At 53.2% G+C, this 12,228-nt stretch carries 11 protein-coding genes, 1 pseudogene and 1 riboswitch; of the genes and pseudogenes, 5 read left to right on the forward strand and 7 right to left on the reverse strand.

What is annotated here, in order from left to right; translation table 11 throughout:
* Positions 1-12: 12 nt before the first annotated feature.
* Positions 13-1,590, forward strand: coding sequence for a glutamine-hydrolyzing GMP synthase (gene guaA / locus ABIE29_RS15060; protein WP_065686599.1), 1,578 nt, complete (start codon positions 13-15; stop codon positions 1,588-1,590).
* Positions 1,591-1,662: 72 nt separating this feature from the next.
* On the opposite strand, the gene ABIE29_RS15065 is transcribed toward guaA, so the two are convergent.
* From ABIE29_RS15065 to ABIE29_RS15080, 4 genes and pseudogenes are all read right to left on the reverse strand, one after another.
* On the reverse strand, positions 1,663-2,088 hold the full coding sequence (locus ABIE29_RS15065) for an N-acetyltransferase family protein (RefSeq protein ID WP_429619553.1): 426 nt from the start codon (positions 2,086-2,088) through the stop codon (positions 1,663-1,665).
* Positions 2,089-2,126: 38 nt separating this feature from the next.
* Positions 2,127-2,605: pseudogene (locus ABIE29_RS15070) on the reverse strand (SRPBCC family protein).
* A gap of 15 nt (positions 2,606-2,620) precedes the next feature.
* The gene (locus ABIE29_RS15075; RefSeq protein ID WP_429619554.1) at positions 2,621-3,172 is read right to left on the reverse strand and encodes a DUF1571 domain-containing protein; all 552 of its coding nucleotides are present in this window, start codon (positions 3,170-3,172) and stop codon (positions 2,621-2,623) included.
* 325 nt (positions 3,173-3,497) lie between these two features.
* Complete coding sequence (locus tag ABIE29_RS15080; protein ID WP_429619555.1) at positions 3,498-5,090, reverse strand: ABC transporter substrate-binding protein; 1,593 nt, start codon at positions 5,088-5,090, stop codon at positions 3,498-3,500.
* Between the two features lie 245 nt (positions 5,091-5,335).
* On the opposite strand from ABIE29_RS15080, the gene pepT reads away from it, so the two are divergent.
* The gene (gene pepT, locus ABIE29_RS15085) at positions 5,336-6,565 is read left to right on the forward strand and encodes a peptidase T (RefSeq protein ID WP_429619557.1); all 1,230 of its coding nucleotides are present in this window, start codon (positions 5,336-5,338) and stop codon (positions 6,563-6,565) included.
* 125 nt (positions 6,566-6,690) lie between these two features.
* On the opposite strand, the gene ABIE29_RS15090 is transcribed toward pepT, so the two are convergent.
* From ABIE29_RS15090 to rluF, 3 genes are all read right to left on the reverse strand, one after another.
* A complete protein-coding gene (locus ABIE29_RS15090) occupies positions 6,691-6,906 on the reverse strand; it encodes a YgdI/YgdR family lipoprotein (RefSeq protein ID WP_429619558.1) in 216 nt (71 codons plus the stop codon).
* Between the two features lie 82 nt (positions 6,907-6,988).
* Positions 6,989-8,575 carry a phosphoethanolamine transferase gene (locus tag ABIE29_RS15095; RefSeq protein ID WP_429619559.1) on the reverse strand — a complete coding sequence of 529 codons (1,587 nt, stop codon included), beginning with the start codon at positions 8,573-8,575 and terminating at the stop codon, positions 6,989-6,991.
* Between the two features lie 296 nt (positions 8,576-8,871).
* Positions 8,872-9,639 carry a 23S rRNA pseudouridine(2604) synthase RluF gene (gene rluF / locus ABIE29_RS15100; protein WP_429619560.1) on the reverse strand — a complete coding sequence of 256 codons (768 nt, stop codon included), beginning with the start codon at positions 9,637-9,639 and terminating at the stop codon, positions 8,872-8,874.
* Positions 9,640-9,751: 112 nt separating this feature from the next.
* Positions 9,752-9,843: riboswitch (TPP riboswitch) on the forward strand.
* Between the two features lie 36 nt (positions 9,844-9,879).
* On the opposite strand from rluF, the gene thiM reads away from it, so the two are divergent.
* From thiM to ABIE29_RS15115, 3 genes are all read left to right on the forward strand, one after another.
* Entirely contained in the window at positions 9,880-10,674 is a 795-nt protein-coding gene (gene thiM / locus ABIE29_RS15105; protein ID WP_429619561.1) for a hydroxyethylthiazole kinase, read from the forward strand.
* Positions 10,671-11,471, forward strand: a complete 801-nt coding sequence (gene thiD, locus ABIE29_RS15110; protein ID WP_429619562.1) for a bifunctional hydroxymethylpyrimidine kinase/phosphomethylpyrimidine kinase — start codon at positions 10,671-10,673, stop codon at positions 11,469-11,471. Before thiM ends, thiD begins: the two co-directional genes overlap by 4 nt.
* Before the next feature lie 282 nt (positions 11,472-11,753).
* Positions 11,754-12,212, forward strand: coding sequence for an inhibitor of vertebrate lysozyme family protein (locus ABIE29_RS15115; RefSeq protein WP_429619563.1), 459 nt, complete (start codon positions 11,754-11,756; stop codon positions 12,210-12,212).
* Positions 12,213-12,228: the final 16 nt, after the last annotated feature.

A 12,228-nucleotide genomic window follows, 5' to 3' on the forward strand; every position in this document is an offset into this window, starting at 1 on the left:
AATTTGCCTCACATGACAAAAAATATTCATAAGCATCGCATCCTGATCCTGGATTTCGGTTCACAATACACCCAACTGATTGCCCGCCGCGTGCGTGAGATTGGTGTTTACTGTGAGCTGTGGGCCTGGGACGTCAGCGAAGAGCAGATCCGCGAATTCAATCCAAGCGGCATCATTCTCTCCGGTGGCCCGGAAAGTACCACCGAACTGAGCAGCCCGCGTGCGCCAGAATATGTCTTCACCGCCGGCGTACCGGTATTGGGTGTGTGCTACGGCATGCAGACCATGGCGATGCAACTGGGCGGCCATGTACAGGGTTCAACCGAGCGTGAGTTTGGTTACGCGCAGGTGGAAATCACACAATCAAGCGCCCTGATCCGCGATATCGAAGATGCGATCAGCCCGGCAGGCAAACCGGTATTAGACGTATGGATGAGCCACGGCGATAAAGTTACCGCTATCCCGTCAGATTTCGTCACCGTTGCCAGCACCGATACCTGCCCGTTTGCCATTATGGCCAACGAGGAAAAACGCTTCTACGGCGTACAGTTCCACCCGGAAGTCACCCATACCCGCCAGGGCCAGCGTATCCTGGAGCGTTTCGTGCTGGATATCTGTGGTTGTGAAGCGCTGTGGACGCCTGCCACCATCATCGAAGATGCCGTTGCGCGTATTCGTGAGCAGGTCGGTGAAGATCACGTGATCCTCGGCCTGTCTGGCGGCGTGGACTCATCCGTTACCGCCATGCTGCTGCACCGTGCCATTGGCAAGCGTCTTACCTGCGTATTCGTAGATAACGGCCTGCTGCGCCTCAACGAAGCCGACCAAGTGTTGGAAATGTTCGGTGACCACTTCGGTCTGAACATCGTGCACGTAGCAGCGGAGAATCGTTTCCTGAGCGCGCTGGCGGGTGTTGATGAGCCAGAAGCCAAACGTAAAATCATTGGCCGCGTGTTTGTCGAAGTGTTCGACGAAGAAGCCTGCAAGCAGAGCGCTGTGAAATGGTTGGCTCAGGGCACCATCTACCCGGATGTGATTGAATCTGCCGCTTCCGCTACCGGCAAAGCGCACGTGATCAAATCGCACCACAACGTCGGTGGCCTGCCGAAAGAGATGAAGCTGGGGCTGGTGGAACCGCTGAAAGAGCTGTTCAAAGACGAAGTGCGCAAGATTGGTCTGGAGCTGGGCCTGCCGTACGACATGCTGTACCGTCACCCGTTCCCAGGGCCAGGTCTGGGCGTGCGCGTATTGGGCGAAGTGAAGAAAGAGTATTGCGATCTGCTGCGCCGTGCCGATGCGATCTTCATCGAAGAGCTGCACAAAGCCGATCTGTACAACAAGGTCAGCCAGGCGTTCACCGTGTTCCTGCCGGTGCGTTCCGTTGGTGTGATGGGCGATGGCCGTAAATACGATTGGGTTGTCTCACTGCGTGCAGTAGAAACCATCGACTTTATGACCGCGCATTGGGCACACCTGCCGTACGATTTCCTGGGGCGCGTATCCAACCGTATCATCAACGAAGTCAACGGTATTTCCCGCGTGGTTTATGATATTAGCGGCAAGCCACCGGCGACCATCGAGTGGGAATGATTAGCCGTTAGTTAACCCACGACTAATAGCATGTTAGTTTTATTATTAAGCCATTTATTTTAAATGGCTTTTTTATCTTTTTGGCGAATGCATCAGGTAATACTCTTCGCCGACGTCACCGCCGGTGGAGATAATCTGCCAGCCGTGCTTGTGATAGAACGCCAGTGCCCTGTCGTTTTTCACCAGGCACTTGAGCGAGCCAGTGGAGCTGAACGTCTGCTCTGTTGCGTGCAGTAGCGCACTGCCAACGCCCTGCGGTGGCAGCTGCGGATCGACATACAGGTGGTGAATAAAATCCTCGGCGCGATAAATCGAAACAAAACCGAGCAGCTTGCCATCCTGCTCGGCCACCCAGATCTCTTCGCCCAAGGTGGAACGGTCAAAATCTTCCAGCCGGTAATTTTGCCTATCTTGCCAGGTGAAAGCGGCTTGGCGGGCGGCCAGATACAGGCTGCGCAGGAAAGGGCGATCGGCCTCTTGGCAAGGTCTTATTTGCATGGCAGCTCCTGATGATTTGCTAGCACTATAGCTGACAATCAACTCATTTCAACGCTGGTGCCCAATCGTTGGGCCAACCCTTTTGCCCCGGCCCGCATCACCGCATCACCGCATCGTGGTTCCAGCGAAATAACGGTGCTGCCAGTGGTGCCAAATAGTTCATCCAGCGCGTCGTGGTACGCACCTGCCAGGTATAACGCGCAAGGGTATAAGCCCCATCAGAACTTAACAGCCATTGGCCGGCCCTTTCTACTTCGCCGCTGGCTCGTCCCTCCAGCAGCTTTAGCGGCACGATATTTACCACATGCATGTCGAAGGTGATGCGGTAAGGCAGCACGCCTTGCCAGGTATAACGGTGCAACGCACCGATGCCGAGTGCATCGCCTTTGCCTATCTCAATCACCTGCAACAGGTTTTTCCACCAGTTTGGCCAGATATCGGGATGATAAAGCACCTCCCACACCGTCGGTAACGGGGCTTTGATGCGCCAGGTGGTGGCAAACTGATATTCGGCCATAGCTTGGGTTCTACCTTAAGGAGTAAAGAAGTCAGCGGGAAAATGCAGGTTGAACACCAGCGCATCCATTACCACGGTTTCCATTTCTCGATCGTCGGTATCGTAGCTCATTACCTTGGTTGGGAAGCCGTGGCTGTCCTCTAACCAGACCTCATAACGGTGAACGTCATCAATGCTAACCCCAGCCGCTCCAAGGATGGAGAGATGCAAAACGGCTTGCCCTGTCAGGACTTCCTTGCCGATTACGGTCGTTTTTCCCCCTTGCTGGAGGTGGCGAATATTACGCAGCAAGGTGCCGACGTCCGATTGGTCTACGCGATGGCCGTTAGGCCCCTGTACCAACGAGTTGCTGGGTGACAGGCTCAACACGGGCAGTGTGCCGATACCGAATGGCCATACCCGCACCTTACCGCTATCGGGATCATAGATCAGCACGGCACCGCGATGCGGTTCGCTGAAATCCATCCGCACATGGCCCGGCTTACGGTAGCTGTAACGCACCAGGGTACGATCGCCTTGTGCCGAACGGGAGTCGATCCTGCACTGATATGCAGCAATCTGTGCCAATTGCTCCTGCGCCTGAATAATCGGGTCAGAGGGAAATGCTGCGAAAGTATGGGGGCTAGCTATCAATATCGTTGCCAGAAACCATTGGTGGCCGAATAAGTGGTTGATACTTTTCTCCCTGTGGAACCATGGCCGGAAAAGTCTGGCCTGATTAATTAAATATAGGAGCTGGATCACAGACGATAGCGGTTTTATTTTTCAAACATCATACTATTCGAGTTTTTGGGGCTTAATATGTAACATACCCTGAATGAGCTTTTCGCCAATAAAAAAGGCTTCATTCCTCGCGGATTGAAGCCTTGCACAATCGGTCAAACGTCAGTGCTTATTTCACATCGACCTGATAGAAAATGTGTTTGCCGAACGGATCGATTTCGTATCCGCTCACCTCTTTACGTACCGGCTCAAAAATCGTCGAGTGGGCAATCATCACCGCCGGCATCTGATCGTGCATCATCTGCTGGGCCTCCTTGTAAAGCTCCACGCGCTTTTGGTGATTACTTTCGGCACGAGCCTCCAGGATCAGTTTATCAAACGGCTGATAGCACCACTTCGACGAGTTAGAACCGCCGTTGGCTGACGTACAGCTATACAGCGGGCCAAAGAAGTTATCCGGGTCACCGGTTGCGGTGGTCCAGCCCATCAGTGCGGCCTGATGCTCGCCGTTTTTCACTCGCGTCAGGTACTCGCCCCACTCAAAGGTAACTACTTTGGCCGTTACGCCCACTTTCGCCCAGTCGGCCTGGATCATCTCGGCCATGCGCTTGGCGTTCGGGTTGTATGGGCGCTGAACCGGCATTGCCCACAGATCGATGGTCATGCCGTTGGCGAAGCCGGTTTCTTTCAGCAGTGCTTTGGCCTTCTGCGGATCGTAATCGTAGTCCTTCAAATCCGCATCGGCACTCCACACGCCCGGTGGCAGGATATTTTTTGCCGCAGTGCCGGTGCCGTGGAATACCGCCTCGATGATCGCCGGTTTATTGATGGCCAGCGCCAGCGCCTGACGGACTTTCACGTTATCCAGCGGCGCTTTTTGGGTGTTAAACGCCAGGAAGCCGGTGTTCAAGCCGGCTTTTTGCATCAGGTTGATGTCTTTGTTTTCCCTCATGCGCGGCAGGTCTGCCGGGTTAGGGAACGGCATCACCTGGCATTCATTTTTTTCCAACTTGGCGTAACGGATCGATGCGTCCGGCGTGATGGAGAACACCAAACGGTCGATTTTCGCTTTACCCTGCCAGTAATCAGGGAAGGCGCTAAACAGGATGCGGGAGTCTTTGTGATACTGCTTCAGTTCAAACGGCCCGGTGCCTATCGGCTCCATATCCACACGCTCGGGCGTGCCCGCTTTCAGCATGGCATTGGCATATTCCGCAGAGAGGATCGAGGCGAAATACCAGCCTAAATCGGCGACAAACGGCGCTTCCGGATGGGCCAACGTGAAACGCACCGTATGGTCATCCACCTTGTCTATGGCGGTGATTAACTTGCCAAATTCCAGACTTTCGAAGTTGGAGTAGTTGCCGTTGGAGACGTTGTGATAGGGATGGTTGGCATCTTTCTGGCGCATAAACGAGAAGATGACATCGTCGGCGTTAAAATCGCGCGTCGGCTTGAAATATTTGTTGCTCTGGAACTTCACCCCTTGGCGCAGATGGAAGGTATACACCTTGCCGTCTTCGCTCACGTCCCAGCTTTCTGCCAGGCTAGGTTGCAGTTCAGTGGTCCCGACCTTGAAATCCACCAGCCGGTTATAGATCGGCACCGCGCTGGCATCTACGCTGGTCCCGGAAGTGTAGAGTTGCGGGTTAAAGTTTTCTGGTGAACCTTCTGAACAATAGACTAACGTTTTTGCTGCTACCCCAGAGCTTATCGAGAGCGCTGCTATGGCCAGCGCAAGCTTTGTAATTTTAATTATCATCACTATCTTCCTGTTGGTGTACCTACCACTGAAAAATAAAGCTTGTACTAAAGCGCTTAATAAATAACATTAAATTTACATTGTCAGCAAATAACATCGAACGATAACCATGAGGTCAACGCTAGCCTCGGTAAAGGCGGTCGTTGGCAAAGATAAACTCTAACGAAAGGGTGAATTCTGAAAGATTGCTCTGGTGATCCTAGCCATGGAAGCCTTGCAAACGGGATGCGTTCATATACAACATAATGTCTTCACCGCTCGCCACGCAGTTAACCCAACGTTTCTTCCGCTACCTGGCCGTCACCAGCCAGAGCAACCCGGCGGTAAGTACTTTGCCCAGCACTCCTGGCCAGTTTGCCATGGCGGAGATGCTGGCTGAGGAACTGCGCCAACTCGGCCTGGATAATGTGGTTATTGACGAACATGCGACCGTCACCGCAGTAAAAAAAGGCAACGTACCCGGCGCGCCACGTATCGGGTTTATCACCCATATCGATACCGTTGACGTCGGTTTATCGCCGGATATCCATCCGCAAATCTTGCGCTTTACCGGTGAGGATTTGTGCCTGAACGCGCGGCAAGATATCTGGCTACGCACCGCTGAACACCCGGAAATCAAAGCCTATCCGGGGGAAGAGATTATTTTCAGCGACGGCACCAGTGTGTTAGGGGCGGATAACAAAGCGGCTGTTACCGTGGTGATGACCGTACTGGAAAACCTTACCGCCGAGCACCAACACGGCGATATCGTGGTGGCATTTGTACCGGACGAAGAGATTGGCCTGTGCGGTGCCAAAGCGCTGGATCTGGCGCGTTTCGACGTTGATTTTGCCTGGACCATCGACTGCTGCGAACTGGGCGAAGTGGTGTATGAAAACTTCAATGCCGCCAGCGCCGAACTGCGTTTTACCGGCGTGACCAGCCACCCGATGTCCTCGAAAGGCGTGCTGGTGAACCCACTGTTGATGGCGATGGATTACATCGGCCACTTCGATCGTCAGCAGACTCCTGAGCATACCGAAGGGCGCGAAGGTTATATCTGGTTTAACGGCATGCAGGCATCGCAAAGCGAAGCGCTGCTGAAAGCCAATATCCGTGATTTCGATTTGGCGAACTTTGAGCGCCGCAAACAGCAGATTGGTGAAGTGGCACAAAAGGTTGCTGCGCAGTACCCCACCGCCCACGTGGAGTATCACATCAGCGATACCTACAGCAATATCAGCAATGCCATCACTGATGACCGCCGGGCCATTGATTTGATTTTTGCCGCACTGGCCGAGTTGAACATTGAGCCGAAAGTCATTCCGATGCGTGGCGGTACAGATGGTGCCGCGCTGTCAGCAAAGGGGCTATTAACGCCAAACTTCTTTACCGGCGCGCATAACTTCCATTCACGGTTTGAGTTTTTGCCCCTTAAATCGTTTGAGGCGTCCTATAACGTGGCTTTAAAACTGTGTCAGTTGGCGGCTAAATAAGGGCAGATATTGCTTCAACGTTATCGCGACCAGGCTTTTCTCGCCTGGTTAGCGAAAATGATATTTTGTTGGCTATTTCTAATAAACAAGAAAGCCGCTACGGTTTGGAATAACTCAGACACCCGCTATTTTTTCACTATTCCTGAAATATCATTGGTATTGATCAGATGATAATCGCCGTTCATGCCGGTATAGCTGGTCATGCCGCTATTGCGATCGGTGTCCGGTTCGCCGTGGGCCTGCAGGATATCGCCAGATTTGGTGGTAATAATGTAGTCACTGGTGCAGCCCGCCAGTACCCATGTCAGGAAAATGAGAGGCAGAAAAGTGAGTTTCTTCATCGTTGAACAGGCTCTTTTTCAATTTAACTGCCTCATATTACAAACAAAGTGGCCCGAGATGCAAAGGCTACCTTGTTATACTTCAACGCGTTTGGGTTTCAAAGATATCCGTCGGCAAATGCGTGTAGTCCACTTTCTTGAGCTTAAAGTTGGTGATATAGACGGGGCCGGCTTTCTGCTCGGAAAGAAACGGGTATTTGGGTGTCAGCTCTTTGGTTTTTATCCCGGTCCACGAGGCAAAAAAGGTCAGAAAATCATTGGCTGAACGCGTTGCTTTAATCAGACGATGAGCGGTGTCATCGCTGGAAAGCACCATAAAGGGCACCTGAAAGTTTTGCTGAAACTGGTCATCGTGCGCCAGATATTGCACCTTGGTGCCGCGCTCTTTAAACGCCAGACCGTGATCGGAGAAGTAAACCATGGAGAAACTTTCCCCGGTGTCGCGTAACTGCTGATAGAGCTGTTTCAGCAGGTTGTCAGTTTGCGTCATGCTGTAGAGATAGCAGGAGGTTTCTTTGGATTGCACAAAGTCCACGTATTTCCCCTGGGTCCGGTCGCAGGCTTGCGGATGTGATCCCATCAGGTGCAATACGATCAGCTGCGGGGCCGTAGTGCGCGGGGCGGCGAAAACCTGGGCGGTCATCTTGAGCAGCGTTTCATCGCTGGTGTTTTTATCCGCTTCAAAATCACCGTTTTTCAGGAACTGGACTTCATCGGCGCGTTTGGCAATGCTGGCGATAGCAGTGTCATATTCACCAATTTGACCCTGGTTTGAGAACCACCAGGTCTGAAAGCCGGCCCGGTTGGCCAGCGTGACGAAGTTATCCTGATACTGCGGCTTGCCGTTAATGACACGGGTTAAGGTGATACCAAGCGATTTCTGTGTTGATCCGCTGGCCGCAATATAGTTAAGCAACAACGTGCCGTTTACGTGGCTGGTAAAGGGAGTATTGTCCCAGTGTCCACCAAACGCGCCTAAGGCATCTCGCCGCACGCTTTCACCGATCACTACCATGTAGGTGTGATATTTCGGTTTTACCGCCAGCACGTTCCAGGAATCTTTCAGTTGTGAAAGCGCCTGCATACGGGCTTGCTCATCAATTACCTCCTGGTTATTGACGATCACATCTCTGACGAAGCGAAAGGCGGGATAACCAGAATCTGTCCATTTAAACACGCCACCATACGCCAGATTCTGTACTGGCGTGACAAAAAAGCAGACCACGCTGATGGTGAGACATAAGCAGTGAAGGGTATTCCAGGCGCCTTTTGGTGCTGGCTTACGGCGCAGCGCGATAATGCCCAGCGCCAGAATAAACACGGACGCCAGATAGCTGTACCACGGGAAGATGGTCAATATCTCGCTGGACTCTTCCACCGTGGTCGAGTGTAACGCCAGCAGGGTATTAAAATTGGGTGAGCCATAGGCCTGAGCAAACGGGAAATACATGGCGGCGACGAGGCTACACAGCCCGATCACACTCTTTTGCAGGCGCGGGCTGAGGCGCCACAGCAGCAGTAACACACAGCTGAACGCCACGGCATAAAGCAGACTGAACGGATAGCCGAGAGCGAAGTTGATCAGCAGCGATTGCAGGAAGTAAAAGCCTGTCCACGGGTTTAGGGCGACGCTACGGGCTGCCAGGGTATCTTTAACCGTTGAGTTCATGTTTACCGAAGTTTTTCAAATGCTGTGAGGTAACTCTGACAAGATAAGAGTCATTAATCCGTTTGGTAGACGGAAAGGGGAAGAGGAGGGATAGACCGCATCCAGCGAGCCGCTTCATGTACCCGGATGCGAGAAGATAGAGCCGAATGAAAACAAGATCAACTGGTAATTACGGACTGTTTTGAGAGGTCGATGGCAATTTCGAACGGAAGGAGAAGATGCGAACTTTCAACAGCATTGTAGCCCCCTCTGTGAGGGCGGTCGCGCTCAGTACGTCCCCACTTTTCCGGGGATGTTTATGTCGGTGGTAATGGTAATCTAAGCGGGGAGGAAATGTCCTCTGACGAGGAGTGTTCAACCAGCTTAAATAGCTCGATCCGTTCATCATCGGTCAAATCCCGCCATTCGCCCAGCGGCAACCCTTTTAGAGCGATGTTCATAATACGTTCGCGCTCAAGTTTGGTGACTTCATAACCAAAATATTTGCACATGCGGCGGATTTGGCGGTTGAGTCCTTGTACCAGCGTGATGCGAAACACCTGCGGGGCTTCTTTCTCCACTGGGCATTCTTGAGTCACCGTACCCAGTATGGGGACGCCCGCGCTCATGCCCTGAATAAACTCATCGGTCACCGGTTTATTGACGGTTACCAGGTACTCTTTTTGATGATTATTGCCTGCTCGGAGGATCTTATTGACCAGTTCGCCGTCATTGGTCAGGAAAATCAGCCCTTGGGAGTCTTTATCCAGGCGTCCGATGGGAAAGATGCGCCTGCTGTGATTAATGAAATCACCGATGTTATTTCGCACGTGCTTTCCCATGCTGGTGATGATGCCAACAGGCTTATTCAGTGCGATAAGCACCAGATCGCCCGCATCACGCGGTTCGATTGGCTGGCCGTTAACTTCCACCACATCCCCGCCCAATACCTGAGCACCCACGGAGGCTAGCCTGCCGTTGATAAAAACGTTGCCCTGTTGGATGTGTAGGTCGGCATTGCGACGAGAACACATGCCGCTGTCGCTAATGTATTTGTTAAGGCGAATAGATGTGTGAGTAAGCATGGTTTCCCCGTTAAACGCGAACTATACATTACCTGGGGTGCATGACGTCTCCTTTTTATTTTTTGACGCTATCGTGTGATTGACCTCACTGGCGGCAACCCCAATAATGGCAAACGTCGACTCGGGGTGCCTTTAGGGGCTGAGAAATTACCCGTATTACCTGATCTGGATTATACCAGCGTAGGGAAGTCACGGTATCTCAGCCGGTACCCGCCTTCTTGAACGCCGGTTGGGAGCATTATGTTCACTCGACCTGATGTGTTACCCGGCACTCGTGCTGCGGCCTGCTTTAACCAATTTAAATGCCAACCTCCATTGATCCATTGCCTGACCAACGAAGTGGTGCAAGAGCTGACGGCCAACGTGCTGCTGGCGCTTGGCGCTTCCCCGGCAATGGTGGTGGAACCGGAAGAGGCTGCGCAGTTCAGCTGTGTGGCCGATGCGCTGTTGATCAATATCGGTACCCTGCACGCATCACGGGCCGAGTCGATGTTAGCCGCCATCGATTCGGCCAATCGGGCGGAAAAACCCTGGCTACTGGATCCGGTTGCCGTTGGGGGATTGGCATATCGCGCTACCTTTGCTCAACACCTGCTCACTCTGCGGCCTGCGGCGATCCGTGGCAACGCGTCGGAAATCATTGCATTGAGCGGCCTGCAAACCAGCGCTCGTGGTGTGGATAGCCAGGATGACTCGCTGGTGGCGCTACCCGCAGCGCGCGTATTGGCACGTAATTGCGGGGCGGTTGTGGCCGTCACCGGTGAGACAGATTATATCACCGATGGTGAACGAGACTGGGCCGTCACAGGTGGCGATGTATTGATGACGCGCGTGGTGGGGACTGGTTGCGCGCTTTCGGCTATCGTGACAGCATTTTGCAGTTTACCGGGCGATCGGCTGGATAACGTCGCCACCGCTTGTCGCGTGATGGCGCTATGTGGTGAAAGGGCAACTGCGAGTTGCTCTGGCCCTGGCAGCTTTACTGCCGCCTTCCTGGATGCTCTCTACCAGCTGCGTATGGAGGATCTGCTATGAAACGGATTAACGCTTTAACCATTGCTGGTACCGATCCTAGCGGCGGGGCCGGTATTCAGGCCGATCTGAAAGCCTTCTCCGCGTTGGGGGCCTATGGCACCAGCGTGATCACCGCGCTGGTGGCGCAGAATACCCGTGGCGTGCAGTCGGTATATCATATCGAACCGGCATTTGTGGCCGCTCAGTTGGATTCGGTACTCAGCGACGTGCGTATCGACAGCGCTAAGATTGGTATGTTGGCCAATGCCGATATCGTGCAGGCGGTGGCCGAACGTCTGCACCATTACACGCTGCCTTATGTGGTGCTGGATACGGTGATGCTGGCGAAAAGCGGTGACCCGCTGCTGGCTCCGGAAGCGGTGGAATCCATCCGCCGTGAGCTAATGCCATTGGTTTCCATTATCACGCCCAACCTGCCAGAGGCTGCGGCTTTGTTGGCCTGTGCTCCGGCACAAAACGAATCTCAAATGCGTGAGCAGGGCCAGGCATTGTTAGCGATGGGCTGCCAGGCGGTGTTGATGAAGGGCGGCCACCTCAGTGAAGATGAAAGCCCGGATTGGTTATTTACTCCCGGCTTTGAGCAGCGCTTTAGCGCACCACGCATAGCGACCAGGCATACGCACGGCACCGGTTGCACCTTATCTGCGGCACTGGCAGCCTTGCGCCCGCGCCACCAGAGCTGGGCCGATACCGTGGCAGCGGCAAAAAACTACCTGCAACTGGCTTTACAGCAGGCCGATAGCCTGGAGGTGGGGCAGGGGATTGGGCCGGTACACCATTTCCACGCATGGTGGTGATCCTGAGATTGAGTTTATGCTGGCGAAACTGGTGGCGACATTAACCAAAGGTATTGGGTGACAAGCTGAGAAACGTTGCCACAATGTCGGAAGAAATGTCGGAAGAAATGTCGGGAGAAAATTTACCACCGTTTCTAGGAAGGAAAGCGGTTAATCAGGGTTGGGGCAACCAAAAAAGGGTATTGGCAGGTAGTCTGACGAAAAACGCTGAACCAACTTTCCCGTTTAATTGTGGTCTGAGCTACTTGGAGCTACGTTTTTGATTTACCGAGGGAGAAGACCATGATAGGAAAAAAGAGGTTGCAGGGAGCCCTGGTGGCGACCCTGCTTGGATTTAGCACCGGCAGTTTTGCTGAACAGATTATCACTGCCTCAGATCTGATCCAGCAGCCGGGCTACCAAACCAGTTGGAAAAATATGGTGAAGGGCCAGGCACAGTTACCTGGTTGGGCGCGCAAAGGGGTCGGCACTTCTACGCCTGCAGAAACCGTCACCTGGAAGGGCCAACGTTACCAGCTTGGTAACATCTGCAAGCCGCATGACTGTGCCAATAACTTTATGATTGTGGCTTTTAAAGCAGACAAGTCCCAGGCTTGGGGCGTGCGGGTTGAAGTGCCCAATAAGCCGCAGGCAATCGATCATCCGAAGAAATACGCCAAATATCAATGGTTGGGTAAACCGGACGATCAAATGAAAGCGTTGCTGAAAAAACAGTTTGAGGCTAATCCAGACTGGAAATAACGCTGCTGAGGGGCAA

Source organism: Serratia sp. 2723, from assembly GCF_050434425.1.
Taxonomy (GTDB): Bacteria; Pseudomonadota; Gammaproteobacteria; order Enterobacterales; family Enterobacteriaceae; genus Chania.